Origin of the sequence: Bradyrhizobium sp. (genome assembly GCF_052389815.1) — a bacterium.
GTDB lineage: Bacteria > Pseudomonadota > Alphaproteobacteria > Rhizobiales > Xanthobacteraceae > Bradyrhizobium.
The window spans coordinates 232,721-256,143 of sequence record NZ_JBQTHN010000005.1; the positions used below are offsets into that span (position 1 = coordinate 232,721).

At 65.4% G+C, this 23,423-nt stretch carries 27 protein-coding genes; 11 read left to right on the forward strand and 16 right to left on the reverse strand.

What is annotated here, in order from left to right; translation table 11 throughout:
- Positions 1-4 precede the first annotated feature (4 nt).
- The 3 genes from ccoN to ACT4OC_RS01945 form a co-directional block, all read right to left on the reverse strand.
- Complete coding sequence (gene ccoN, locus ACT4OC_RS01935) at positions 5-1,627, reverse strand: cytochrome-c oxidase, cbb3-type subunit I (RefSeq protein ID WP_444837358.1); 1,623 nt, start codon at positions 1,625-1,627, stop codon at positions 5-7.
- Positions 1,628-1,842: 215 nt separating this feature from the next.
- Positions 1,843-2,301: a hypothetical protein gene (locus ACT4OC_RS01940; protein ID WP_444837316.1), complete on the reverse strand. Its 459-nt coding sequence runs from the start codon at positions 2,299-2,301 to the stop codon at positions 1,843-1,845.
- An 11-nt stretch (positions 2,302-2,312) separates the two neighbouring features.
- Positions 2,313-2,456 carry a hypothetical protein gene (locus ACT4OC_RS01945; RefSeq protein ID WP_444837317.1) on the reverse strand — a complete coding sequence of 48 codons (144 nt, stop codon included), beginning with the start codon at positions 2,454-2,456 and terminating at the stop codon, positions 2,313-2,315.
- 178 nt (positions 2,457-2,634) lie between these two features.
- Here ACT4OC_RS01945 and ACT4OC_RS01950 point away from each other — a divergent pair, with 178 nt between their 5' ends.
- Positions 2,635-2,949, forward strand: a complete 315-nt coding sequence (locus ACT4OC_RS01950) for a c-type cytochrome (protein WP_444837359.1) — start codon at positions 2,635-2,637, stop codon at positions 2,947-2,949.
- A 10-nt stretch (positions 2,950-2,959) separates the two neighbouring features.
- On the opposite strand, the gene ACT4OC_RS01955 is transcribed toward ACT4OC_RS01950, so the two are convergent.
- Genes ACT4OC_RS01955 through ACT4OC_RS01965 form a run of 3 tightly spaced genes read right to left on the reverse strand, consistent with a single transcriptional unit; the run spans position 2,960 to position 5,988 of the window.
- Positions 2,960-4,063: an ABC-type transport auxiliary lipoprotein family protein gene (locus ACT4OC_RS01955; protein WP_444837318.1), complete on the reverse strand. Its 1,104-nt coding sequence runs from the start codon at positions 4,061-4,063 to the stop codon at positions 2,960-2,962.
- An 8-nt stretch (positions 4,064-4,071) separates the two neighbouring features.
- Complete coding sequence (locus tag ACT4OC_RS01960; RefSeq protein WP_444837319.1) at positions 4,072-4,851, reverse strand: ABC transporter ATP-binding protein; 780 nt, start codon at positions 4,849-4,851, stop codon at positions 4,072-4,074.
- Between the two features lie 3 nt (positions 4,852-4,854).
- A complete protein-coding gene (locus ACT4OC_RS01965; protein WP_444837320.1) occupies positions 4,855-5,988 on the reverse strand; it encodes an ABC transporter permease in 1,134 nt (377 codons plus the stop codon).
- A 164-nt stretch (positions 5,989-6,152) separates the two neighbouring features.
- Between ACT4OC_RS01965 and ACT4OC_RS01970 the strand changes: the two genes are divergently transcribed.
- From ACT4OC_RS01970 to ACT4OC_RS01980, 3 genes are read left to right on the forward strand one after another with little or no spacing between them, the layout of a single operon-like run.
- Positions 6,153-6,428: a hypothetical protein gene (locus ACT4OC_RS01970; protein ID WP_444837321.1), complete on the forward strand. Its 276-nt coding sequence runs from the start codon at positions 6,153-6,155 to the stop codon at positions 6,426-6,428.
- Complete coding sequence (locus ACT4OC_RS01975; protein ID WP_444837322.1) at positions 6,429-6,890, forward strand: phage holin family protein; 462 nt, start codon at positions 6,429-6,431, stop codon at positions 6,888-6,890.
- A gap of 25 nt (positions 6,891-6,915) precedes the next feature.
- Positions 6,916-7,314 carry a hypothetical protein gene (locus ACT4OC_RS01980; RefSeq protein WP_444837323.1) on the forward strand — a complete coding sequence of 133 codons (399 nt, stop codon included), beginning with the start codon at positions 6,916-6,918 and terminating at the stop codon, positions 7,312-7,314.
- 15 nt (positions 7,315-7,329) lie between these two features.
- Here ACT4OC_RS01980 and ACT4OC_RS01985 read toward each other — a convergent pair whose 3' ends face one another.
- The 3 genes from ACT4OC_RS01985 to ACT4OC_RS01995 form a co-directional block, all read right to left on the reverse strand.
- Entirely contained in the window at positions 7,330-10,026 is a 2,697-nt protein-coding gene (locus tag ACT4OC_RS01985; protein ID WP_444837324.1) for a bifunctional acetate--CoA ligase family protein/GNAT family N-acetyltransferase, read from the reverse strand.
- Positions 10,027-10,107: 81 nt separating this feature from the next.
- Entirely contained in the window at positions 10,108-10,935 is an 828-nt protein-coding gene (locus ACT4OC_RS01990; RefSeq protein ID WP_444837325.1) for a universal stress protein, read from the reverse strand.
- Between the two features lie 2 nt (positions 10,936-10,937).
- The gene (locus ACT4OC_RS01995; RefSeq protein WP_444837326.1) at positions 10,938-11,378 is read right to left on the reverse strand and encodes a CBS domain-containing protein; all 441 of its coding nucleotides are present in this window, start codon (positions 11,376-11,378) and stop codon (positions 10,938-10,940) included.
- 199 nt (positions 11,379-11,577) lie between these two features.
- Between ACT4OC_RS01995 and ACT4OC_RS02000 the strand changes: the two genes are divergently transcribed.
- Positions 11,578-11,820 (forward strand): hypothetical protein, encoded by a 243-nt coding sequence (locus ACT4OC_RS02000; RefSeq protein ID WP_444837327.1) that lies wholly within the window; start codon positions 11,578-11,580, stop codon positions 11,818-11,820.
- A 97-nt stretch (positions 11,821-11,917) separates the two neighbouring features.
- On the opposite strand, the gene ACT4OC_RS02005 is transcribed toward ACT4OC_RS02000, so the two are convergent.
- The 4 genes from ACT4OC_RS02005 to ACT4OC_RS02020 all read right to left on the reverse strand — a co-directional run bounded on the left by ACT4OC_RS02005 (position 11,918) and on the right by ACT4OC_RS02020 (position 13,807).
- Positions 11,918-12,121: a hypothetical protein gene (locus tag ACT4OC_RS02005; protein ID WP_444837328.1), complete on the reverse strand. Its 204-nt coding sequence runs from the start codon at positions 12,119-12,121 to the stop codon at positions 11,918-11,920.
- Between the two features lie 70 nt (positions 12,122-12,191).
- Positions 12,192-12,446, reverse strand: coding sequence for a DUF6894 family protein (locus ACT4OC_RS02010; protein ID WP_444837360.1), 255 nt, complete (start codon positions 12,444-12,446; stop codon positions 12,192-12,194).
- 94 nt (positions 12,447-12,540) lie between these two features.
- On the reverse strand, positions 12,541-12,903 hold the full coding sequence (locus ACT4OC_RS02015; RefSeq protein ID WP_444837329.1) for a hypothetical protein: 363 nt from the start codon (positions 12,901-12,903) through the stop codon (positions 12,541-12,543).
- Positions 12,904-12,979: 76 nt separating this feature from the next.
- Positions 12,980-13,807: a universal stress protein gene (locus tag ACT4OC_RS02020; RefSeq protein ID WP_444837330.1), complete on the reverse strand. Its 828-nt coding sequence runs from the start codon at positions 13,805-13,807 to the stop codon at positions 12,980-12,982.
- 158 nt (positions 13,808-13,965) lie between these two features.
- Here ACT4OC_RS02020 and ACT4OC_RS02025 point away from each other — a divergent pair, with 158 nt between their 5' ends.
- The 5 genes from ACT4OC_RS02025 (at position 13,966) to ACT4OC_RS02045 (ending at position 18,258) form a co-directional block, all read left to right on the forward strand.
- Positions 13,966-14,694: a CBS domain-containing protein gene (locus ACT4OC_RS02025; protein ID WP_444837331.1), complete on the forward strand. Its 729-nt coding sequence runs from the start codon at positions 13,966-13,968 to the stop codon at positions 14,692-14,694.
- Between the two features lie 175 nt (positions 14,695-14,869).
- Positions 14,870-16,366 carry a sensor protein FixL gene (fixL, locus tag ACT4OC_RS02030; protein ID WP_444837332.1) on the forward strand — a complete coding sequence of 499 codons (1,497 nt, stop codon included), beginning with the start codon at positions 14,870-14,872 and terminating at the stop codon, positions 16,364-16,366.
- Positions 16,359-16,973, forward strand: a complete 615-nt coding sequence (gene fixJ / locus ACT4OC_RS02035) for a response regulator FixJ (protein ID WP_444837333.1) — start codon at positions 16,359-16,361, stop codon at positions 16,971-16,973. The genes fixL and fixJ overlap by 8 nt, the downstream gene beginning before the upstream one ends.
- Before the next feature lie 102 nt (positions 16,974-17,075).
- Positions 17,076-17,441 carry a response regulator transcription factor gene (locus ACT4OC_RS02040; protein ID WP_444837334.1) on the forward strand — a complete coding sequence of 122 codons (366 nt, stop codon included), beginning with the start codon at positions 17,076-17,078 and terminating at the stop codon, positions 17,439-17,441.
- 127 nt (positions 17,442-17,568) lie between these two features.
- Positions 17,569-18,258, forward strand: coding sequence for a helix-turn-helix domain-containing protein (locus ACT4OC_RS02045; RefSeq protein WP_444837335.1), 690 nt, complete (start codon positions 17,569-17,571; stop codon positions 18,256-18,258).
- 168 nt (positions 18,259-18,426) lie between these two features.
- Here the strand turns inward: ACT4OC_RS02045 and chrA are convergent, their stop codons facing one another.
- Together chrA and ACT4OC_RS02055 are read right to left on the reverse strand one after the other, a co-directional pair.
- A complete protein-coding gene (gene chrA / locus ACT4OC_RS02050; RefSeq protein WP_444837336.1) occupies positions 18,427-19,644 on the reverse strand; it encodes a chromate efflux transporter in 1,218 nt (405 codons plus the stop codon).
- A 181-nt stretch (positions 19,645-19,825) separates the two neighbouring features.
- Positions 19,826-20,881 (reverse strand): alpha/beta hydrolase family protein, encoded by a 1,056-nt coding sequence (locus ACT4OC_RS02055; protein WP_444837337.1) that lies wholly within the window; start codon positions 20,879-20,881, stop codon positions 19,826-19,828.
- Between the two features lie 63 nt (positions 20,882-20,944).
- On the opposite strand from ACT4OC_RS02055, the gene ACT4OC_RS02060 reads away from it, so the two are divergent.
- Positions 20,945-21,997, forward strand: coding sequence for a LysR substrate-binding domain-containing protein (locus ACT4OC_RS02060; RefSeq protein ID WP_444837338.1), 1,053 nt, complete (start codon positions 20,945-20,947; stop codon positions 21,995-21,997).
- A gap of 417 nt (positions 21,998-22,414) precedes the next feature.
- On the opposite strand, the gene ACT4OC_RS02065 is transcribed toward ACT4OC_RS02060, so the two are convergent.
- Entirely contained in the window at positions 22,415-23,218 is an 804-nt protein-coding gene (locus ACT4OC_RS02065) for a hypothetical protein (RefSeq protein ID WP_444837339.1), read from the reverse strand.
- Between the last annotated feature and the right edge of the window lie 205 nt (positions 23,219-23,423).

Consider the following 23,423-nt stretch of genomic DNA (forward strand, 5'->3'; position numbering starts at 1 on the left):
ATCCTCACTCCGCCGGCTGCAGGGCGACGGGCGACGTCGCTTCTTCTTCGCCCGCACGCACGGTCATCCAGAGATTGTAGGCCATGATCAGCGAGCCGATCACGAACAGCGCGCCGCCCGCGGCGCGGATCACGTAGAAGGGATGCATCGCCTCGACGGTCTCGATGAAGGAGTATTCGAGGAAGCCGAGCGCGGTGTAGGCACGCCACATCAGGCCCTGCATGATCCCGGACACCCACATCGCGGAGATGTAGAGCACGATGCCGAGCGTCGAGATCCAGAAGTGCCAGTTGACGAGCTTCAGGCTGTAGAGCTGCTTCTTGTTCCACAGCCACGGCACGAGGCAGTACAGCGCGCCGAAGGAGACGAAGCCGACCCAGCCGAGTGCGCCGGAATGCACATGGCCGATGGTCCAGTCGGTGTAGTGGGACAGCGAGTTCACCACCTTGATCGACATCATCGGTCCCTCGAAGGTCGACATGCCGTAGAAGGCGACCGACACCACCAGCATGCGCAGCACGGGATCGGTACGCAGCTTGTCCCAGGCGCCCGACAGCGTCAGCAGGCCGTTGATCATGCCGCCCCAGGAGGGCATCCACAGCATGATCGAGAAGGTCATGCCGAGCGTCTGCGCCCAGTCCGGCAGCGCCGTGTAGTGCAGATGGTGCGGGCCGGCCCAGATGTAGAGGAAGATCAGCGCCCAGAAGTGGATGATCGACAGCCGGTAGGAATAGATCGGCCGGTCGCAGCGCTTGGGCACGAAGTAGTACATGATGGCGAGGAAGCCGGCGGTCAGGAAGAAGCCGACCGCGTTGTGGCCGTACCACCACTGGAACATCGCGTCCTGCACGCCGCCCCAGGCGATGTAGGATTTCGAGCCCAGCAGCGATACCGGCAGGCCCGGATTGTTGCCGAGATGCAGCACCGCAATGGTGACGATGAAGGCGAGATAGAACCAGTTGGCAACGAAGATGTGCGGCTCTTTGCGCTTGATGATCGTCACCAGGAAGACGAGGAGATAGACGACCCAGACGATGGTCAGCCAGAGATCGGCGTACCATTCCGGTTCCGCATATTCCTTGGATTGGGTGACTCCGAGCAGGTAGCCGGTGCCTGCGATCAGGATGAAGAAGTTGTAGCCGAGCACCACGAACCAGGGTGCGAGGTCGCCGGCGAGGCGCACGCGGCAGCTCTTCTGCACCACGTAGAAGGAGGTCGCGATCAGCACGTTGCCGCCGAAGGCGAAGATCACCGCCGAGGTGTGCAGCGGCCGCAACCGCCCGAAGCTGGTCCATGGCAGGTCGAAGTTCAGCGCAGGCCACGCCAGCTGGCTGGCGATGATCAGGCCGACCAGAAAGCCGGCGATGCCCCAGAACATCGCGATACCAGCGGCGAACTTGATCGGACCGAAATTGTAGTTCGGCCGGCCGTTGATCTCCTGCGGCGGCAGCGCCGCCGGCCGCGTGAAATAGCGGTTGAAGATCGCAAAGCAGGCCCAGAGGCTGAAGGCCGCGCCGAGCAGGGCGTGGAAGGCAAAGGCGCCGTCGGCCGCCTTGGCCGCGACGAACACAAGAACGAAGGCGGACACGGCCGAAAGCCCGCCAAGCCCGGCCTCGCCGTGTGTCATCCATTTTGCGTCTGCGGATTGTGTCATTGCGGATACTTTCTTGAGTGACCCGCCCCCTCACATCACGCTTTCGCGAGTGCGAACTTGACCGAGATCAATTCTCGCCGGATTTGCGCAAGAGTGTGAGGAGCAGCGCGCAAGGCAAAGGCGGCAATAAAATGCAAAAGCCGGCAGCCCTTCGACTGCCGGCATTCGTCTTAGACCTTGGTCGAAGGTCAGGAACCGCAGGAGCCGCAGCAGCACGAATCGTTTTTCCGCTCCTTCTGCCCGACTCCCTCCTGTTTCAGAGCGTAGAGCGTGCAGATGTTCGGACAATACTCGTCCCGACCGGAATCCCGGTGCCGGGCGAAATCGTCGGCGCAGCGCGCGGTGGTCGTGCAGGTGCCGCAGACGCGCTGCAGGTCCTGCAACACTTCCGGATGCATCTTCGCCAACAGTTCCTCGGTCAGGCCGAATTCGGCGAGCCGCTGCTTGAGAAGACCGTCGCTCGCCCTGCTGGCGCACAGCGTGTAGAGCTCGGCACGCGAAAGGCCGAACTCGTGGGCGATCTGGCCGACTTGCAGATCGTCCATGCGACGGAATTCCGGCAGTTCGTCGGAACGGTCGGCGAGCCGTTTCACCCGCTCGATCAGCCGGCTGATGACGGGATATTTGCGGCCTGACGATGCAGGCATGACCGGCTCCCTCAGAAAGCGCGGCGCTTCGTTTTCGCGCTCTCGACGCTGGGCGAGAGGTCGCGGGTCCGGCGCTCGCCCCAGTACAGCACGGAGCCGAAAAGCACGAACACGCCGACAATAGCCGCGGACAGCATCACCACATCGATAGGCATCGTTTTCCTCCTCCTTGAGTCGGAAAACGATGCCACGCCCGTGGATCGCCTTGTTGAGCTGCGTCAAATCCCGGCGGAAGCAGCCGGCGCCGACTGGCGTTGAGGCAAATCAACGGCGGCAAGCGGCAACCGTGCCAGTGTTAAAACCCGTCTGGAATCAATGAGCAAGACACCTGCGATGCGATACCTTCCCGGCTGCCTGACCGCCATCCTCGTGATGACGAGCTCGGCGTGGGCCGTTACCCCCGCAGAGCAGCGCGGCAAGAACTTCGTGGTCACCAACTGCTCGCGGTGCCATGCGATCGACAAGGTGTCGCCGAGCCCGCTGAACATCGCCCCGCCCTTCCGCGACCTCCACCGCAAATACCCGATCGAAACGCTGCAGGAATCGCTGGCCGAGGGCATCTACACCGGCCACCCGACCATGCCGACATTCACCCTTGCCCCCGACCAGATCAACGACGTGCTGTCCTACCTCAAGAGCCTGGAATAGCGCGCTCCGCTCAGACCGTCTGCACCGCCCAGTCGATCAGTTGGCGCGCCAAATCGGCGAAGGCCGCATCGAACGCGGCGACCACCGCCGACGGGTCGACCTTGTCGACCGCCTGGCTGGCGCTGAACAGCTTCGCGGCGACGACCTTGCCCTCCTTGTTGAGGAGCCGCGCCGACAAGGCGATCTTCGCGGTCGGCTGGGAGCCGGCCGCCACCTGAAACTCCCTGATGTCGATCAGGAGCTGATAGTCGACCTCGGCACCGTCGGCGTTGCGCAGCGGCGCGTGGTCGATGTCGTAATTCTCGAAACTCTGGATCAATCTTGCCTGCAACAGCCGCGGAATCGTGTCGGCCCATTGGGCGTTGGCGAATTCCGGCGAGTCATTGGCCGGCGAGAACAGGATGCGCTGCGTGTCCAACATCACAACGGTCGAGGGCTCGGGGATCGCGAGCTGTCCCTTCAGCGGCTTGCCGGGCGTTGCGGGCGCGGCGGCGGCCTGCAGGTCGTAGATGGTCTTGGGCGGCGGCGTGCTCGCGCCCGTCATGCGCTCGAGGCCGGCGACGATACCGTCGAGCTTGCCCGTGTTGCGCGCGAGCCCGTCGGAAAAGGTGCGGAAGTTCTCGATCATGCCGTGCAGCGACTCGGCATTGTCGGCGAGAATCGAATCGACGCGCCGCAGCGCATCGCGCGCGGCCTGCGTCATGCTCTGCCCCGCGCCGGGTTCGGCGATCAGGGTCGGCACGCGGCCGGAGGCCGCAACCTGCTTGCCGCCCTCCAGCGCCACCACGGGAACGCCGGTCAGCCCCTGGAAGTCCAGCCCCACCTTGGTGTCGGCCCGCACCGGCGTGTCGGCCATTACCGCGATCGTCGCATTGACGCGGCGCGGATTGTCCGTCGCCAGCCTCAGCTCGGTGACCTCGCCGACGCGAATGCCGTTGAACAGGACCGAGGCACCGACCAGGAGTCCCGGCACCGGACCGTCGAACTGCAGCTGGTAGGTGCTGCGTGCGCCGATGCCGGTGGAATTGTGCAGCCAATAGACGAAGCCGAACGTGGCGACGATGGCCGCGAGGACGAAGGCGCCGACGATGACGAAGGGAGCTCTGGTTTCCATATGCGTTCTCAGTCCGGTTTCCTGTGCAGCATCAGCGAGCGCTTGCCGTGGAAATAGGCCTTCACCCAGGGATGCTCGGAGTGCAGCAGATCGTCCATCGATCCGATGGCGACGATCTCGCCGTCGGCAAGCGCAGCAACGCGGTCGCAGACCGTCTTCAGGCTGGCGAGGTCATGCGTCACCATGAAGACCGTAAGGCCGAGCGTCTTCTGCAGCGTCTTGATCAGCGCGTCGAAGTCGCCGGCCGCGATCGGGTCGAGGCCGCTGGTCGGCTCGTCGAGGAAGACGATCGCGGGATCGAGCGCCAGCGCGCGCGCCAGCGCCACGCGCTTGGTCATGCCGCCGGACAGCTCCGAGGGCAGCTTGTCGCCGTCCTCGGGCGAGAGCCCGACCATTTCCAGCTTGGCATCGGCAATTTCGTCCATCAGCGATTGCGACAGCGAGAGGCTCTCGCGCAGCGGAAACTGCACGTTCTGCCGCGCCGTAAGCGAGGAGAACAGCGCGCCCTGCTGGAACAGGATGCCCCATTTCGGCGCGCCGTGGCGGCCGTTGAGGCCGCTGGCCGCGTCGGCATCCCAGCCCATCACCTCGATGCGTCCGTCCATTTTCGGAATGAGGCCGATGATGGTGCGCATCAGCACCGACTTGCCGCCACCGGAGGCGCCGACCAGGCCGAGGATCTCGCCCCTGATCACGTCGAGCGACAGGTGATCGATCACGATGCGGCGGCCGAAGCCGACCACGAGATCGCTGACGCGGATCGCATATCGATCGGCCACGGCGTCCACGGCTCACATCCCGATCGAGGCGAAGAAGACGGCAAACAGGCCGTCGAGCACGATGACGAGGAAGATCGACTTCACCACCGAGGTCGTGGTCTGCCGACCCAGCGATTCGGCGCTGCCCTGCACCTTCAGCCCCTCGCTGCAGGCGATGATGCCGATCACCAGCGCCATGAACGGCGCCTTGATCATGCCGACCTGGAAATGCGTCACCGACACCGCCTCGTGCAGCCGCGCGATGAAGATCGCCGGCGACATGCCGCCATAGAGCCAGGCGATCAGGCCGCCGCCATAGAGCGCGGCCATCGAGCCCAGGAAGGCCAGGATCGGCAGCGCGATCACCAGCGCGATGATGCGCGGCAGGATCAGCACCTCGACGGGATCGAGCCCCATCGTCGTGAGAGCGTCGATCTCCTCGCGCATCTTCATCGAGCCGAGCTCGGCCGTGCAGGCGCTGCCGGAGCGGCCGGCGACCATGATGGCGACGATCAAGACGCCGATCTCGCGCAGCACGAGGATGCCGACCATGTCCACGACGTAGGATTCGGCGCCGAACCTGCGAAAGTGGAAAATGCCCTGCTGGGCGATGATCGCGCCGATCAGGAAGGTGATGAGCACCATGATCGGAATCGCCTGCCAGCCGATCCGCCAGGTCTGGTAGACCAGCGAGGTCAGCCGCAGCGAGCGCGGACGGCGCAGCACGCCGAGCAGCGCCCAGCCGGTCGCACCGAGCATCTGCAGGAATATCGCGGCCTCGCCGAGCGCGCCGACCGCCGCGCGGCCGGTCTGCTCCAGCCGCGCCAGCACGGGATTTGGCCGCGGCCGCGCCACGCGCTTGCCGCGATTGACCTTGTGGACGTCCTCGATCAACTCCGCATGGCGCTCGTCGATGCCGGTGACGGTGACCGTACGGCCCGCCTGTTCCGCTCCGCGCGAGATCTTCTCCAGAAGCCAGGCGCCGAGCGTGTCGATCTCCCGGACGCCGGCGAGATCGACGCGCAGGCGCTTGGCTTGCGCAAGCTGCGGCGCGGCCGCGTTGAACATGCTCTCCAGCAAATTGGCGTTGAGCACCGTCCACGATCCGGTGGGCCGGATTTCGAGCGTATCGCCGACAGTGGCGATGTTGAGCAGCGGGACACTCAATGTTGCCGTCCATCTTCTAAAGGCCGCCCCCTTCTAGGGTGGCGATATGACCCGGGGATTGACCTGCCTCAAGGGCAGCTTGTCGCGGGCAGCCTTGAGGCAAATCAAGGCCGCACGCAGACACCGGCTTAAGGTGATTTATACACTCCCTCAGGGAGATAATCATGCCGACATCCACCGAACTGCGCGACGAGCTCATGGCGCTGAAAGCCGATGCCGCGCGCCTGCTCGGCGCCGCCGGCGACGAGATGTTGAAGGCATCGCGCGAGCGCGCCGACAACTTTGCCGAGCAGCTCAAATCCGCGCTGGACGAGCTCGGCCGGAACCTCGGCGAGGAGGAGAAGCAGATCGAAAAGCTGGTCGCGGAGCGCCCGATCGCAGCGCTTGCCTGCGCCTTTGCGGTCGGCATCGTGGTGGGCATCGCCTTGAGGAGGCTCTGAGTGAACCCGGAAAACATCGTGAAGAACCTGCGCCTGCTGTGGCGCACCGACCGGATCATCGCCGAGATGCGGCTGCGCCACATGCTGATGAGCCTGGGCCTGCGCGCCTTTGCCGCGCTGATCGCCGCGTTCGGGCTCCTGATGTTCGAGCTGGCGGCCTATTTCGCGCTGGTGCAGGTCCTGAGCGCCATCGCCGCTGCGGCCATTCTCGGCGCCGTGAATTTCGCGATCGCGCTGATCCTTCTCTTCATCGCGTCGCGACGCAGTCTCGGCCAGGAGTTGACCCTCGCCAACGAGATTCACGATTCCGCGATCGACGCGCTGCAGGCCGAGGCACAGGCCACGCAGTTCCAGATCAATCGCCTGATGCATCACCCGCTCGAGGGCGTGCTGCCGCTGATCGTGCCGTTGATCACGGCGGCGATCAGCCATTTGCGCAAGCCCGCCGCCGCTTCCGACTAGAATCCGTCGTCAGGAACAGCAATCCATGTCCTCCCCCACGCCCATTCTCAACACCTCGCTTCCTTCGAGCTTCCGGCAGATCCGGATCGAACTCGCGCGCGAGCAGGGACATCCCGAAGGCGCCCACGACATCGCCTATGTGCTGGTCGCGCCGCTCAACGACGACGGCCGCATCGATGCCGAGGCGTGGCGGCAGCGCCGCGAGGCCTGCCGCGTGGCGCGGCTGCGGCCGGGTGCCGACACCGTGCACGGCCATCTCGTGCATCGCCGCGGCGGCGCATGGGCGTTCGAATACGAGGCGAACATCCCCGACGAGGGCGGCTATCACTTCAACGAGGAACGCTTCGTGCCGGGTGAATATGTCTCGGTGAACGAGGAAGGCCGCATGCATCCGTTCCGCGTCGTCTCCGTCGCGCGGCTCTGACGCGCTTCGCCTGGTCTAGCGATCGAGCGGCAGGGTCACGTCGAACAGGTCGCGCTCGACCGCATCGGGCACGACCTTGAAGCCGAGGTCCCTGCACATCTCGACCATGGTGGTGTTCTCGCGCAGCACCTGCCCGTAGATCTGCTTCAGCCCTTCCGACTTGGCATATTCGATCACGAGCTGCATCAGCGCCCAGCCCAATCCCCTGCCCTTGAGATTGGAACGCACCAGAATGGCGTACTCGCCGGTCTCGTAGATCGAGTCCGAGTGCAGCCGGACGACGCCGGCGAGTTCCCCGTTCGCCTCGTCGAAGGCGACGAACGCCATGGCGCGGGCATAGTCGAGCTGGGTCAGGCGCGCGACGAACTCGTGCGAAAAGTGCTTCATCGGGGCGAGGAAACGCAGCCGCAGGTCCTCCATGGTGACGTGCTTCAGGAAGTCGTGGATCAGCGGCTCGTCCTCGGGACGGATCGGTCGTGCCAGCACCTTCCATCCGTCCTTCACCATCAGGTGCCGCACCCATTCGGATGGATAGGGCCGCACCGCAAAGCGCGCGTTGCCCGGGCCGGCGAATTTGCGGCCGGGTGCGCCGACGGAGACGCGGGCATCGACCGCCAGCACGCCCGACGGATCGGCGAGCAGCGGATTGATGTCGAGCCCGGTCACTTCGGGCAGGTCGGCGGCGAGTTGCGCCAGCTTCACCAGCGTCAGCGCCACCGCGTCCTCCTTCACGGCCGGCACGTCGCGGTATGCGGCGAGCAGCCGCGACACCCGCGTCCGCCCGATCAATTCCCGCGCCAGCGCGAGGTCGAGCGGCGGCAATGCCAGCGCCTTGTCGTTGATGATCTCGACCGCCGTACCGCCGCGCCCGAACACCACCACCGGGCCGAAGGTCGGATCCTCGGCGATGCCGAGGATCAGCTCGCGCGCCTTCGCGCGCAGCACCATGGGCTGCACCAGCACGCCGGCGAGCTTTGCATCGGGCCGCAGCTCCTTCGCCCGCTTCAGCACGTCGGCGGCAGCCCAGCGCACCTCCTCGGCTGTTGCCAGGTTGAGTATGACGCCGCCGACGTCGGATTTGTGCGTGATGTCGCGCGACAGCACTTTCAGCACCACTTTGCTGCCCCGCGCGAACAGGGATTCGGCCTGCTTCACCGCATGCTCGGGATCGGCGGCTTCCAGCGTCGGCACCATGTCGATCTGATAGGCATCGAGCAGCCGCTTCACCTCGGCCGGATCGAGCCAGCGCCTTGCTTCGGCAACGGCGGTCTCGACGACGGCGCGTGCCGTCTCGACGTCAGGCACGAAGTCGGCAGGCAGGCTCGGCGGCACTGCCGACAAGGCTTCAAAGGCCTCGCGATGCTTCACCAGATGCATGAAACCGCGCACCGCGGCGTCCTCGGTCGCGAAGTTGGGAATGCCGGCATTGTCGAAGGTCTTCGATATTTCGAGCCCCGCCCCGACCCAGACCGCCAGGACGGGCCGCGCCGGCCGGCGCTTCTCGCGCGCCGCCGCGACGACGCGCGTCACGGTGTCGGCAATGTCGCCCGCGGAAGCCACCGCGGTCTGCACGTTCATGACCAGCACCGCGTCGTTGTCCGGGTCGGCAAGCAGGGCCTCCAGCGCGGCGGCATAGCGCGCCGCATCGGCATCGCCGATGATGTCGACCGGATTCGATCCCGACCAGGTCGGCGGCAGCACGGCATTGAGACTGTCGCGCGCCGCCGGCGAAAGCGCCGCAGTGACGCCGCCGAGCTCGGCGAGGCGATCCACCGCCAGCACGCCGAGACCGCCGCCATTGGTCAGCATGGCGAGCCGCTTGCCGCGCGGCGGCTTGAGCCGGCCGAGCGTCTCGGCGCAGTCGAACAGTTCGCGCAAGTCGAACACGCGCAACATGCCGGCGCGGCGGAAGGCGGCGTCATAGACGTCGTCCGCGCCGGCCAGCGCGCCGGTATGCGTGGCCGCGGCGCGGGCGCCCATCGCCATCCGCCCCGACTTCACCACCACGATCGGCTTGACGCGGGCCGCAGCGCGCGCCGCCGACATGAACTTGCGGGCATCGCGCACCGCCTCGATATAGAGCAGGATCGCGCCGGTCTCGCGGTCGAGCGCGAAATAGTCGAGCAGATCGGCAATATCGACGTCGAGCTGATCGCCGATCGAGACGACGCCGGAAAACCCGACCGACTTCTGTTCGGCCCAGTCCACCATGCCTGCCGCGATCGCGCCGGACTGCGAGATCAAAGCGAGGTTGCCGCGGCGCGGCATGTGCGCGGCGAAGCTCGCATTGAGCTTGACGCCCGGCATCATGATGCCCAGGCAGTTCGGTCCGATCAGGCGCATGCGATGCGCCCGCGCCGCGCGGTCGGTTGCCTCCGCAATCGAGCCCGGCCCATGGCCGAGCCCGGCGCTGACGATCACCGCGCCCGCTGCACCGCGCTTGCCGGCGGCGTCGATGATCCCCGGAATCTCCCGCGCCGGCGCGGTGACGACGACGAGCTCCGGCGCAAACGGCAGATGGTCGATATGGCTCGCGGTTTTCGTGCCGCCGATCTCGCCATGACGCGGATTGACGATGCCGATCGGGCCGGCGAATTCGCTGGTGCGGATATTCTGCAGGATGGCGGCTCCCAGCGAGCCCTGCCGCGGGCTCGCCCCCACCAGCGCCACCGAGCGCGGCGCCAGCACGTTGCTCAATCGATAGGTCGACATCTTTTCAATGACCTCGCATGGCCTGAGGCCGGGATGTACGACACATCGTGCGCATATGGATGAGGAATATGGATCAGGGAGCTAGTGCGACAGCATAACCCAGCAAGGTGGCCGGTTGATGACCGTCGCGGTCACCCCGCCCCAGATGAGCTCGTTCAGCCTGGAGTGGCGGTAGCCGCCCATGACCAGGAGGTCGATGCCGTTGTCCTCGACGAATTCCTCGAAGACCTTTCCGTCCGGACGGCCATCGATTGCGACGGTCTCGAAGCCGGCCCCGATGCGATGCTCGGCCAAATGGCGCTCGAGCGCCTCGCCCGAGGCCTTCTGCGCGGCGCTCGCCTCGTCGGTTGCGGTGACGATGCGAACCCCGGAAGCCCGCCGCAGCAGCGGCAGCGCATCGCCGACCGCGCGCGCCGCCGGTGCGCTGTGGTCCCAGGCGATCGCGACGTCGCCGAAGCTTGCGGCGAGGCTGTCGGCCGTCTCCTCCGGACACATCAGTACCGGCCGGCCGGTCTCGAAGAGCAGGCGCTCGACGAGTTTCTCCGAGATCGAATCGGCGGTCCTGACGATGGCAATCGCGATATCGCGCAGCCGCGCCTCGCGCACGACCATGTCGATCATCGCGCCACCTGCCGTGCGCTCCAGCCGCTGCTCGTTGCGCAGCGACAGTTTCGTGGCCGCCGCCGCGAACGCAGCGAGCAAGCCGTGCGCCGTCGGCGCAGTCTGCACGATTTCCGTCGCGCCCAGCACGTCGGCAACGGCCGGCGACGCGGCATCCTCGGTCTCGATCGCAAGCGCCGTGACGCGGACATCGAGCCCGCGAGACATCGCAACGCATTTCTCGATCGCCGCCATGGTGCTGCGCGAGGATTGTCCGATCAGCGGCAACAGCGCGTCGCGGATCGACATGGCTATGTTTCCTCAGCCTCGCATTGCGCACAATGCTCCAGTGCGCGGATGACGTCTTCGCGCGCGATGACGCCGTCCAGGCGCGAATCGGCGTCCAGGATCGGCAGGCTGCGAAGGCGATGCTCGATCATCAGCTGCAACACGCGAGTCAGTTTGGTGTCGCGGCTGGCATAGATGAATTCACGCGTCATGACGCTGGCCACCGTCCGTCGCATCAGATCGTCGTAGCGGGGCACCATCCGCGCCGGCGTGAACTCGAAGCAGGCGAGATAGTCGAACTTGCTGACGACGCCCACCACCTGGCCGTTGTCCACCACCGGAAAGCTGTTGAAATCGGTCTGCTTGAAGCGCTGGCCGAGCTCGCGAATCGACATCGCAGGCGGCACGGTCGTGACGTCGCGCGTCATGTAGTCGGAGACGATCTGTTCGAGGAATTTGTACAAGCTGGCCGCCGAATCCCTGGGTTTCATTTGCGCCGGACAAGATCCGGAAACGCCTGTTATTAGAAGCCCAGCGCCGGAAACTGCCCTTGATCGAGGTCAACAATGCCAGGGCCTACGTAGTGAACCCTAAGGTCGGCATCGGATTGCTGCACCGCACGCCGATACCGTAGCATCGCGGCCGATCGAGGAGGAAAGAACCATGCTGCGCAAGCTCGTCTATCTCGTGGTGGCAGGCACGGTTCTGCTGGCCGGCGTGACCGTGATCCTACGCTACTTCGCGGACATTCTGCCGCTGGCCACAACCGAACCGACCACTGTGTGGCGATTCGAAGTCGTCTCCCTGCTCACCGCGGCGCAGTGGATCGCGTTTGCGGTGGTGGCCATTGCGGCAGTCTCGATCGTCATTGTGCTGAGCAGGCCCGGCCGGCCCCGCGCGCCGTAGCGACTGAAGTGCTGCGGGACGGTGGGAATTCGCCTCTCCCTTGGGAGAGGTGAACCGAGCCCGCCGGACGATCGATTCAACCAATCACCATTGCGCTCTAGCGGACCGCCATTTCAGCATGCCGGTTGGTGAGCACCATCGGCTTGCCCGCCTTGATGACGGGGCTCGCTTCGGCGATGCCGGCGGCTGAGTTTACGCGGGCGGCGGTGGCGATGCCCACGATGACGACTGCAGCCAGCAAGGCGGCGGCCACGATCTTGCAGTGGGTGGCGCGATCGGCGCTCTCGATGAAATGGTTCATTTCCGACAACTCCTGCTGTCTGCAGTGAAGTTAGATCGGAACGCCGACGGCCGAAATTCGGCTTGTTTACCTAAGGAACCTTCCGGAACCCGACTTCTGGCTCATGCGCCTCCGGGTACACCGGCTCCCGGTGAACTTCCCTGCCGCTTTGGTCGGTGACGACGACCAGGAGATCCCTGCGGCCCGGCGGCTCCTTCCGTCGAATGATCGTGGCGAGCCGCTTGCTATGCTCGATGGCCATGCTGGTATTTGCAAGTTCCAGTCCCTTTCTGTCGCGGACAGGGACGCCGTCCTGAATGTCAAAGTAAAAAGTTTGCACCAACATCTCCTTCGGGCTTTGGAGCATTTTTTTGCAAGCTGCGCCAGCCCCGCGGCTGCCGGAACGGAAAGACCGGTAATTCGACGCGGTCGGGATCGCGCTAGTGCTTGCGCGCGTTGGCCAACAGGTGCGTGGTCGCCTCGACCAGGCGCTGGTTTCGGCGCAGGATATTCTGGCTCTCGCGGCTGAACACGTCCATCTGATGCTGGCCGCACTCCTTCAGCACATTGCGGATGTTCTCCACCGAATGCGCCTCGTTGATCCTGGCGGCGAACTCCGCCGCCAGATGCATCTCGGCGCGCACGTCTTCGAGGATCTCATCGCTGGCCGTCACCATTTCGCCGAGAATGACCCGCTGCGCATCGAACATGAAATGCAGCGCCCGCTTGTTGAATTCGACGATGGCGCCCGGCGCATCGCCCGGCAGCTTCCCCACTGCAGTTTCGGTCAACGTCTCTGACATGGCATCCTCCTGCATCGATCGCAGCAAGCCTAACGCCGCAGCCTCCGATTTCGTTGAGCTGCGTCAAGCAAAAAAATCAGCGCGAAAGCAGCGCGCAGCGGGCGGTCTGGCCCACGAGATGCTGAGTGACACCGCCCAGCACCCATTCGCGGAAGCGCGATCGGCCGTAGGCGCCGGCCACCACGACACCGGCGCCGATGTCGGCGGCGATGCGGTCGAGCTGCTTGACGGCGTTGCCGCAACGCTCCGGCACATGGACGCGAGCCGCGATGCCGTGGCGCGAGAGCCAGCCGACGACATCTTCGGCCTGCCGGCGCACGGCGGCCAGTGTTCCCTCTTGCTCGGCGACGGCCGCCACCGTGACTTCCGTGGCCTTGGCCAGCAGCGGCAGTGCATCCGCCACCGCCCGCCGCGCCTCCGGGCAATCCTTCCAGGCCACCAGCGCGCTGCGCAAGTCCAGCCACTTGACGCCGTGCGGCACGACCAGCAGCGGCCGCCCGGCCTGCAGCACGAGGTCGCTGGGGCCGGCGATCGCGAACGGATCGAGGATCGCATCGCCGTCGCCGCCGACGATGACGAGATCGGCCGCGCGGGCTTCGCGTGCGACATAGCGCGCCGGCAATTCGATGGCCGAACGCCATTCGAGCGCCCTGACGCGGCCCTGCATTGCAGCACGGAACCGGCCTTCCAGCTCGGCCATCCGGTTCTGGATGGCGGCCTCTCCCTCGTCGAGCAGTTGCTGGCTCGCGGCGCCTTCGAGGAAATACATCGGCGGGCTGAACATCGCCGCGGCGATGCCGATCACCTTGGCGGAAAACAATGCGGCAAGCTGTCCGGACACTTCCAGCAACGCCTCGTTCGGCTGATCCACCGCCAGGCTGACCATCGCCGTCGCATACGTCATCGGAATTCTCCCGCAACATCCAGTCTGGCCATCAGTTAGGCGACCGACCGGCGATCTGCGATGAGATAGATCAAGTGCCGGCCTTGAGCTTTGTCAACCGCGAGCCGTCTCCGCGGCTTACCATCGCTGCAAATCCGAGCAAGCTGGAGAGCCTTCGCATGCGCGTGCACCAGATCATGACCCGGCAGGTCATCACCGCCACCGTCGACACTTCCGTAGCGGAAGCCGCGCGAACGCTGCTGGAGCATCATATCAGCGGGATGCCCGTCATCGACGCCGCAGGAAAGCTGGTCGGCGTCGTATCGCAAGGCGACTTCGTGCGCCGCGCCGAGATCGGAACGCAGCGGCGTCGCTCGCGCTGGCTGAAACTGCTGCTCGGCCCCGGCGAAGAAGCCACCGATTTCGTGCGCGAGCGCGGCCGCAAGGTCGGCGAAGTGATGAACCCCTCGCCGATCACGGTCACCGAAGACGCCACGCTCGAGGACGTCGCATCAACCATGGAGAAGAACGACATCAAGCGCGTTCCGGTGATGCGCGGCGAGGCGCTCGTCGGCATCGTCACCCGCACCAATCTCGTGCAGGCGGTGCTCGACCTCGCCCGGGAGGTTCCCGATCCGACCGCCGACGACGATCACCTGCGCAACCGCATCCATGCCGCGCTCGAAAAGCACGACTGGAAACCGCTCGGGCTGTCCGTCGTGGTCCGCGACGGCATCGTGCATCTGTCCGGCATCATCACCGACGAGCGGTCGCGGCAGGCCGCCATCGTCGCGGCGGAGAACGTCACCGGCGTCCGCAAGGTGCATGATCACCTGGTCTGGCTCGAGCCGATGTCGGGTGTTTATGTCAATTCCGCCGAGGACGAACAGGAGGCCAAGGCGAGCTGACTTCCTTCAGGTGAAGGGCTTGAGCTTTGCCCGGCCTTGGGACAAATAGACTTGTTCCAAGGCCATCTTGGTTTCCAAGGCCATCTTGGCGCGCTGCGGCAGGGCCGTAGACCCAGGGGGCCGACCGCAAAGGCCCGGTTTGACCAATACCGCCCAACCAGAGCCCATCGACCCCATGCGGGACCAGCGTTTCCGCCTCGGAATCGAGCAATCCGGGGTCGGAATCTGGGATCTCGACCTCCTGACCCAGGAAGTCACGTGGTCCGAGAATGCCGGAAAGCTGTTTGGCACGTCGGGGGCGCATACGGCTGGCTATGAAGCCTTCCTGGAGCTCCTGGACCCGCTCGACCGCGAGCGCATCAGGCGGGCGATTGCGCACGCCGTGGACAGCGGAGCCCGCCTCGACATCGCCTTTTCGATCGTGACCCGGCCGGCGGGGCGGCACTGGATCCGGCTGCGCGCGGGCGTCGTCCGCGCCGAGGACGGCCAGCCGCGACACCTCAGCGGCCTTGCGCTCGACATCGATGAGCAAAAGCAGGTCGAGGAGGCACTGCGCACCCGCGAGACCCATCTGCGCTCGATCCTCGAGACCATCCCCGATGCGATGATCGTGATCGACAGCCGCGGCATCATGGAGTTCTTCAGCAATGCGGCGGAGCGGCAGTTCGGCTATACCGCAGGCGAAGCGATCGGCCAGAACGTCAGCATCCTGATGCCGGAGCCGGACAGCACGCATCATGACGCCTATCTCGAGCGCTACCGCGTCACCGGCGACCGCCGCATCATCGGCATCGGCCGCATCGTTACCGGCAAGCGCAAGGACGGCACCACCTTCCCGATGCACCTGTCGGTCGGCGAAACGCGCTCCGGCGGCGAGACCTTCTTCACCGGCTTCGTGCGCGACCTCACCGAGCAGCAGCAGACCCAGCACCGCCTGCAGGAATTGCAGTCGGAGCTCGTCCACATATCGCGCCTGTCGGCGATGGGCGAGATGGCGAGCGCGCTGGCGCACGAGCTGAACCAGCCGCTCGCCGCCATCAGCAACTACATGAGGGGCTCGCGCCGGCTGCTCGCGGCCAGCACCGACCCGAACCGCGACAAGATCGAGAGCGCGATGGATCGCGCGGCCGAACAGGCGATGCGCGCAGGCCAGATCATCCGCCGCCTGCGCGATTTCGTCGCGCGCGGCGAATCGGAAAAGCGCGTCGAAAGCATCGCGAAGATGATCGAGGAATCCGGCGCGCTCGGCCTCACGGGGGCGCGCGAGCAGGGCGTAAGCCTGCAGTTCGAACTCGACCGCAAGCACGATCTCGTGCTGGTCGACCGCGTCCAGATCCAGCAAGTGCTGGTCAACCTGTTCCGCAATGCGCTGGAAGCGATGGCGGCCTCGCCGCGGCGCCGGCTGGTGGCGACGACCCGGCCGGTCGCGGACGAAATGATCGAAATCGCCGTAGCCGATAGCGGCACGGGGTTCGCCGACGGCGTCGAATCGAATCTGTTTCAGACCTTCTTCACGACCAAGGAGACCGGCATGGGTGTCGGCCTTTCGATCAGCCGCTCCATCATCGAGGCGCATGGCGGGAAGATGTGGGCGGAGAACAACCCTTCCGGTGGCGCAACGTTTCGTTTTACACTGCCCGCCGCACCTAACGAGAGCCTGACTGATGCCTAAGGGAAAGGTCTACGTCATCGACGATGACGAGGCGATGCGCCATTCGCTGGAGTTTCTGCTCGGCTCCGTCGATTTCGAGGTCGCGCTGTTCGACTCGGCACAAGCCTTCCTCGATGCGATGCCCGGGCTCGAGTTCGGCTGCGTCGTTTCCGACGTGCGCATGCCCGGGATCGACGGCATCGAGATGCTGCGCCGTCTGAAGACGTTGCAGAGCCGCTTTCCCGTCATCATCATGACCGGGCACGGCGACGTGCCGCTGGCGGTGGAGGCGATGAAGCTCGGCGCCGTCGACTTTCTCGAAAAGCCCTTCGAGGACGACCTGCTGATCGCGATGGTCGATTCCGGACTGAAGCGCGCCGAGCCGGAGGCGAGGCAGGAGGCGGTCACCCGAGAGATCGCGGAGCGAATCGCCACCTTGAGCCCGCGCGAGCGCCAGGTGATGGATGGCCTTGTCACCGGCCTCTCCAACAAGTCGATCGCGCGCGAATACGACATCAGCCCCCGGACCATCGAGGTCTACCGCGCCAACGTCATGACCAAGATGCAGGCCGGCAGTCTGTCGGAGCTGGTGCGGCTGGCGATGCGGGCCGGCGCGCTGAAAGATTGAGCCACATCAATCGCCATGCAGCCAAATCTGTCATAAGGCCTTGATCCAGATGAACCCGGATTAGACAGGCGTCGGCTAATGCTCGATTTGCCGGCTAAGGCCATGATCTACGTTGTGGACGATGATACCGATTTCCTCGGCTCGTTGCAGTTCCTGCTTGAGACCGACGGCTTTGACGTGCGCACCTTCAGGAGCGGCGCGGCGCTGCTGCAGGATGAGGCGACGAACGGCGCGGACTGCTTCGTGATCGACTACAAGATGCCGAACATGAACGGGCTCGACCTGATCAAGCGGCTGCGCGGCAGGGATATTTCAGCGCCCATCATCCTGATCACGGGTTATCCGGACGAGCACATTTCGGAACGGGCCGCGACCGCAGGCGTCCATTTTCTCCGCAAGCCGCTGCTCGACGAGAGCCTGATCAGCCAGATCAGGGGCGCGCTCGACGAGCGCCGCACCCGCCACTGATTTGCATTTGCCGTAAGCCGCCTCCGGTAACCTACGTAGGGGCCTGCCCTTAAGGCATCGGACCAAATTTCGGCCGATCCCGTTTCCACTTACTGGTTTGGACATCCCGGAACGAGGAGATGCCCAAATGCTCACCCAATCGATCGACACCACTGCCGCCATCGGCCGCAAGGTTGCCCCTACCTGCGCAACCAGCGACCGGTTCGGCGTGCTGACCGGGCATGCGGGCCTCGTTGCCACCGAATTCACCTACCGCAAGGACGAGGAAATCTACGGCGAGGACGAGCCGGCGGAATACGTCTACCAGGTGATCCGCGGCGCTGTGCGCACCTACAAGCTGCTCTCCGACGGCCGCCGCCAGATCGGCGCCTTCCATCTCCCCGGCGACGTGTTCGGCCTCGAATCGAGCGATGCCCATCGCCTCGCCGCCGAAGCCATCCTCGACACCACGATGCGCCTCGTGAAGCGCAGGAGCCTCGAACAGTCGGCCCACAGCGACGTCCGCGTCGCGCGCGATCTCTGGTCGATCACCTCGGGTGAGCTGCAGCACGCCGAAAACCACATGCTGCTGCTCGGCCGCAAGACCGCCATGGAGCGCGTCGCCACCTTCCTGCTCGAAATGGACCGCCGCCTCGCCAAGACCGGCATGATCGCGCTGCCGATGTGCCGCCGCGACATCGGCGACTATCTCGGCCTCACGCTGGAAACCGTCTCGCGCGCGCTGTCCGAACTGCAGCAGCAGGGCGTACTCGGCCTTTCCGGCGCCCGCCAGATCATGCTGCGCAACCGCGAGCGGCTCGCCGATCTCGAAGCCTGATCCACTTTACCGTTCCTCCCTGAGCCTTGGCTGCCCGCCGTCATCCGGTGGGCAGTTTTTTTCGGCCCAGAGGCGAGCGAATTTCGCGCCGGCGCCTGAAACATCCGGGACGACCTGCGGGCAGAAGGCGGCAGCAAGCGCGCCTCTTCTTCGGCACCGAGCCTTCCTCTACAGCATCGCCGCGGCGATCCCGGCCACCGCGCTGAAGACAACGACCACCAGCGGCGGCGCGCGCCAGGCCACCAGCAGCACGAAGCCGGTGAGCGCAATCGCAAAGTCGCGCGGGCCCTGCACGCTCGAGGTCCACACGGGATCGTAGAGCGCCGCGCCGAGGATGCCGACCACCGCCGCATTGACGCCGCGCATCATCGCCTGCGCGGTGAGGCGCTTGCGGAAATTGTCCCAGAACGGCAGCGCCGCGAGCAGGATCAGGATGCCCGGCAGGAAGATGCCGATCAGTGCCACTGCCGCGCCGGCTATGCCGCCAAGCGAGCCCTTCATCACCGCGCCGAGATAGGCGGCGAAGGTGAACAGCGGCCCCGGCACGGCCTGCGCCGCGCCATAACCGGTGAGGAAGACGTCGTCGCTGACCCAGCCGGGCCCGACGACGGCTTCGCGCAAGAGCGGCAGCACCACATGGCCGCCGCCGAATACCAGCGCGCCGGAACGATAGAACGCCTCGAACAGCGCGATGCCGGAGGAAGGCGCGACGTGCGCCAGGATCGGCAAGCCCGCAAGCAGGATGATGAAGGCGGCGAGAAAGACGAAGCCGGACGCGCGCGATACCGGCATTGCGATGTGGCCCGCGCCATTGGTCTGTTCGGCGCGGCACAGCCACAAGCCAGCGACGCCACCGAGAACGATCGCACCGATCTGCGCCAGCGCCGAGGTGGAGAACAGCAGGATCAGCGCCGCGACGGCCGCGATCGAGGCACGCTCCCTGTCGGGACAAAGCGAGCGCGCCATGCCCCACACCGCCTGCGCCACGATCGCGACCGCCACCAGTTTCAGCCCGTGCACGAGACCGGTGCCGACAGGCCCGCCCAGCGCGCTCGCGCCGAAGGCGAACAGCACCAGCGCCATCGCCGACGGCAGGGTGAAGCCGGCCCATGCCGCCAGCGCGCCCGCATAGCCGGCGCGCATCAGCCCGATCGCGAAGCCGGTCTGGCTCGATGCCGGCCCCGGCAGGAACTGGCACAGCGCCACGAGGTCTGCATAGGCCTGCTCGTCCAGCCATTTGCGGCGCGCGACGAACTCTTCGCGGAAATAGCCGAGATGCGCGATCGGCCCGCCGAAACAGGTCAGCCCCAGCTTGAGGAAAATGGAAAACACCTCGAGCGCGCCGGCAGCTCGTGCCGATGAGACCGCCTCGTCTGTCTTCGTCATCGGAAGGAACCGTTGGTTGCGCGGTTGCCCCGGTGACGAAGCCACCAAGGCAGGTTCCCCAAGGTATCAGACAGGAGACGATCCATGGCAAGTGCCGCCGATCGCGATCCGCGCCATCACATCCAGCAAATGCAGAACGCCCTGGCGCAAGTGATTGGCGCGGTACGACGGCGAGTGCCGGCTATTCGCGCTCCGCGCCGCCCCGCTTGCTCGACAATCGGGCGTTGAAGAACGCGATGACATCGGCGGCAATCTGCTCGTGCACCGCAGCCCGATCGACGCCGCCCGGATCGTCGCATATCGGCGCGCCCGCGATCCGGGCCAGCATCGAACCAATCAGCCATTTGCATTCCGGGACATAGGCGAAATGGCCGACGGGACGGATGATCTCTCTTGCGCCGGGAATGAGCCGGGCGAGACGGCTCGAGTTGGCTTCCGGTTCGAGTATCTCATCGCCTTTGGCGGTGTCGACCACAAACGGCACGTCGATCGATGCAAGGGACTCCGCTGAAAAGCCCTGCCCCGGGCCGGACGCCATGATGTAGTACGCCTTGAACCGGCTGTCCCTGAAGGAATCACGGGCGTCCGACACGGCGACGCCGTTGATGTCGTCTTTCAAGGTGCTTTCACAATAGGGATCCGGTCTGGCCATCCTCATGCAGGATTCCCTCTGGATCTGCGGATCGTATCTGCCTCCGGCAAGGCTTACCCCGGTCCATCCGCCGAACGAATGCCCGACAAAGCCAATCCGATCCGCGTCGATCAGCGCCGACCAGCTCGAATGCCCGAGCAGTTCCCCAAGCGCCGACGAAACGTCTCGCGAGCGGTCCCACAGGCGGAGCCGTCCGGCAACCGTCTGGTCGTCCCCGAGCGTGCCGGGATGCGACGTGGAGAGCACCACGAAGCCCGCATGCACCAGCCTGATCGCCAGCCAGCCCTGGGAATACCTGCCGCCCCAATTGCCATGGGAAATCACGATCAGGGGCCGCCGGCCGCGATCGGGGGCAGGCCGGGCGTTGCGGGCGATTGGAATTGCGCGCAGCGGCGGCCTTGGGGCAAATCCCTCGACCCTTTCTCCCGGCGCCGCCTCGAACCAGAATTCGCCGGTGAAGGCACGTGGCGCGCCTGCATTCACGGCGATCGACGCCGTGCCGGCGGGTTTGCCGTCCTGCGCCGCCGCTGCGGTGCAGAGAACGGCCGCAACAACCGGCCCGAGGACGGACCATGCGATCTTCATCCGAGTTCTCCTTGTGCCTGCCTTTGGAAAATATGCAGGCAACACGCGGGACTGATTAGGCGATTGCCGCTACTATCTTTCCTAACCAAAGGTTTGGAGTGCGCGGTCATGAAGAGCATTCGCGGGCTGGTCGGCTTCGTCCAGACGGTCGAGGCGGGCAGTTTCGCCGCCGCTGCCGGCAAGCTCGGCATCAGTCCGGTGGCCGTCAGCAAGAACGTGCAGCGTTTCGAGCGGGAGCTCGGAGTACGTCTGCTCCACCGCTCGACACGAAAGCTGTCGCTGACGGAGGAAGGGCGTGCCTGCTACGAACGATGCATCGGCCCGCTGCGCGAACTCGAAGCGGCGCAATCGGCGATTACCGATCGGGGCAGGTCTCCCGGCGGCACCCTCAAGGTAACCTGTCTGTCGCCTTTCGGGCGGACCTACGTTCTGCCGCTCCTTCCCGCATTCCAGCGCCTGTATCCCGGCGTCGAAATCGATCTGCATCTCGACGATGCCGTCGTCGACATGATTGCAAACGGATATGACGTCGGCATTCGCGCCGGCGAAGCCCGCAACGGCTCCATGGTGATGCGTGAGATCGGCCCCCTCAATTTCGTCGTGTGCGGCGCACCGTCCTATCTTGCCGAGCGCGGTGCTCCGGCAACGCCCGCCGATCTGGTCGGACACAATTGTCTGCGTCTGCGCGGACGTGGTCCCGTCGTTCGCTCCTCGCCATGGAGGCTGGGATCGGGGAAACATGCCGTATCGCTGCAGGTGAGCGGAAACTTCCTGGCCCGCGACCTGCCCACGCTTGTGACCGCCGCGGTGCAGGGCCAGGGGCTGGTATTCGCGCCGCTTCCCCTGGTTCTTCCGTTGTTTCGAGCGAATGCGCTACGGCCCGTCCTAACCGACTACGTCGCTCAACCGGCGCGCCTCTTCATCCACTACGCCACGCGGAAGCACGTGCCGGCGCGGGTCAAAGTCTTCGTCGACTTCATGCTCGCGCATTTGCGTGCCAATCCGGACCTGATCTCCGATCCACAGAAGCTGCTGGCTCCGTTTGCCGGCCTTCCAGCCATCGCCGCTCGCACTCCTGACGACCGCGCGAAGAAGGCGGCCGGCCGGCGCAGATAGAAACGTTCATTGCGCGTAGTACGCCCGCCCCTGTTCCCGGCCTGCAAGCGAACCACGGATCGACGGCGCCTCCAGCTGTCGCGGAGATTCCTCGATGCGGTTAAGCCCGGCTTAACATTCATTTCAACGTTCACGCCATCGGGCACGCCCGGGCGTTCCGGCGACGGCCGGGAGCGCGTATAGTTGCGCCATGGCCAATTCGATATGGACCCTCGAGCAGTTCGCCTGCCCCAGTTGCGGGATGAACTATACGGCGACAAGGGAGGAGCTGCAGAGCAAGCGCTCCGGCAGTTTCGCGTGCATCGTTTGCGATGCCGAAGTGCACAGCTGGTCAGGCCGTCATGACTTCTTCGACTGGACGGCCAAGAGGACCGCATCGCCGGTCTTCGGCCGAAAGCGATGAGGCGCGTACCCCCGCTACTGACCGCCGACGAACTTCACCCATCGGCTGAACTGCGATTGCCGCAGCGTGCCCCGCTCCGCCTCCAGTTCGCTCAAGCGCCCGGCGGCAGCCGCCATTGCGGATGAGCAGGCGTTGTAGCCGTCCGCCGTCGCCTGCAGGCGGAAGATGAACTGGCCGCCCGTCGCCTTGTAGGAGCCGAACTCCTTGACCAGCAGGGCGGCGCACCTTTCGTAGCCGGCGTAATAGTCGGCGTTCGCGGCCAGCACTTTCGCGGCGAGCGCGGCGATTTCCGCATGCTGCTCGTCGACCGCGGCCATGAACCTCGTGACGGCGGCGCTGTCCAGGCCGAGCGCTCGGGCGCTGCTCTCGAGTTCGCCGCGCCTGGCCTTGACCAGCGCAGCCATCCGCGGCGCGAGCGTTGCGACATTGCTTGCAGCCAGCTTCACGTCGCGGTGCAGCGCCTCGAGGTCGGCGCGGCTCGCGTTGGCGAGGTTGACCTGCTTTGCAAGCGCCGCAGGCTCGGCTTCGCCGATCATCTTGCGCGTGGCGGCATCGATCTCAGCCGACTTCTCGCCTGCCAGCGCAATCAGCTTCAAAATCCTGTTGGCCGGATATCGCTTGAGCGCAGAATCGAGTTGCTCGGGATTGCCGACGTCGCGGAGCGCAGCCTGGCTTTCCGCGACCATGGCCGATTCCTGGTACCGCGCGAGGTCACCGACGAAGATCAACGCAACGAGGCAGGCGATCGCGAAGAGGCCAAGCAGGATCAGCGGCAACCGTCCGGGCTTCTTTTTCTTCTCATCCCAAGATGTCGCCACGCATCGACTCCCAATCGCACCACCTTTTTACCTTGCTTCGCCCGGCTTGGAAATTTTGAGGGCAGCGCATCGCCGATCAGGAACCGGCGAAACCGTCCAGCATCGCTGTCGTATTGCCTGACGGAATTGGTCACCGGGCTTGCCATGTCCATGACAAACCCTGGGCGTAGCGATAACCTCACCACAACCAGAACGTACGGGAGGA

Coding starts and splice junctions, on each gene's coding strand:
- fixJ (WP_444837333.1), top strand. CDS start 16,359: ATGCCTAAGGGAAAGGTCTACGTCATCGACGATGACGAGGCGATGCGC.
- ACT4OC_RS02045 (WP_444837335.1), top strand. CDS start 17,569: ATGCTCACCCAATCGATCGACACCACTGCCGCCATCGGCCGCAAGGTT.
- ACT4OC_RS02015 (WP_444837329.1), bottom strand. CDS start 12,903: ATGTCAGAGACGTTGACCGAAACTGCAGTGGGGAAGCTGCCGGGCGAT.
- ACT4OC_RS01970 (WP_444837321.1), top strand. CDS start 6,153: ATGCCGACATCCACCGAACTGCGCGACGAGCTCATGGCGCTGAAAGCC.
- ACT4OC_RS02000 (WP_444837327.1), top strand. CDS start 11,578: ATGCTGCGCAAGCTCGTCTATCTCGTGGTGGCAGGCACGGTTCTGCTG.
- ACT4OC_RS02005 (WP_444837328.1), bottom strand. CDS start 12,121: ATGAACCATTTCATCGAGAGCGCCGATCGCGCCACCCACTGCAAGATC.
- ACT4OC_RS01945 (WP_444837317.1), bottom strand. CDS start 2,456: ATGCCTATCGATGTGGTGATGCTGTCCGCGGCTATTGTCGGCGTGTTC.
- ACT4OC_RS01955 (WP_444837318.1), bottom strand. CDS start 4,063: ATGGAAACCAGAGCTCCCTTCGTCATCGTCGGCGCCTTCGTCCTCGCG.
- ACT4OC_RS02055 (WP_444837337.1), bottom strand. CDS start 20,881: ATGAAGATCGCATGGTCCGTCCTCGGGCCGGTTGTTGCGGCCGTTCTC.
- ACT4OC_RS02040 (WP_444837334.1), top strand. CDS start 17,076: ATGATCTACGTTGTGGACGATGATACCGATTTCCTCGGCTCGTTGCAG.
- chrA (WP_444837336.1), bottom strand. CDS start 19,644: ATGACGAAGACAGACGAGGCGGTCTCATCGGCACGAGCTGCCGGCGCG.
- ACT4OC_RS02025 (WP_444837331.1), top strand. CDS start 13,966: ATGCGCGTGCACCAGATCATGACCCGGCAGGTCATCACCGCCACCGTC.
- ACT4OC_RS01940 (WP_444837316.1), bottom strand. CDS start 2,301: ATGCCTGCATCGTCAGGCCGCAAATATCCCGTCATCAGCCGGCTGATC.
- ACT4OC_RS02020 (WP_444837330.1), bottom strand. CDS start 13,807: ATGACGTATGCGACGGCGATGGTCAGCCTGGCGGTGGATCAGCCGAAC.
- fixL (WP_444837332.1), top strand. CDS start 14,870: ATGCGGGACCAGCGTTTCCGCCTCGGAATCGAGCAATCCGGGGTCGGA.
- ACT4OC_RS01990 (WP_444837325.1), bottom strand. CDS start 10,935: ATGTCGATCCGCGACGCGCTGTTGCCGCTGATCGGACAATCCTCGCGC.
- ACT4OC_RS02010 (WP_444837360.1), bottom strand. CDS start 12,446: ATGTTGGTGCAAACTTTTTACTTTGACATTCAGGACGGCGTCCCTGTC.
- ACT4OC_RS01950 (WP_444837359.1), top strand. CDS start 2,635: ATGCGATACCTTCCCGGCTGCCTGACCGCCATCCTCGTGATGACGAGC.
- ACT4OC_RS01980 (WP_444837323.1), top strand. CDS start 6,916: ATGTCCTCCCCCACGCCCATTCTCAACACCTCGCTTCCTTCGAGCTTC.
- ACT4OC_RS01985 (WP_444837324.1), bottom strand. CDS start 10,026: ATGTCGACCTATCGATTGAGCAACGTGCTGGCGCCGCGCTCGGTGGCG.
- ccoN (WP_444837358.1), bottom strand. CDS start 1,627: ATGACACACGGCGAGGCCGGGCTTGGCGGGCTTTCGGCCGTGTCCGCC.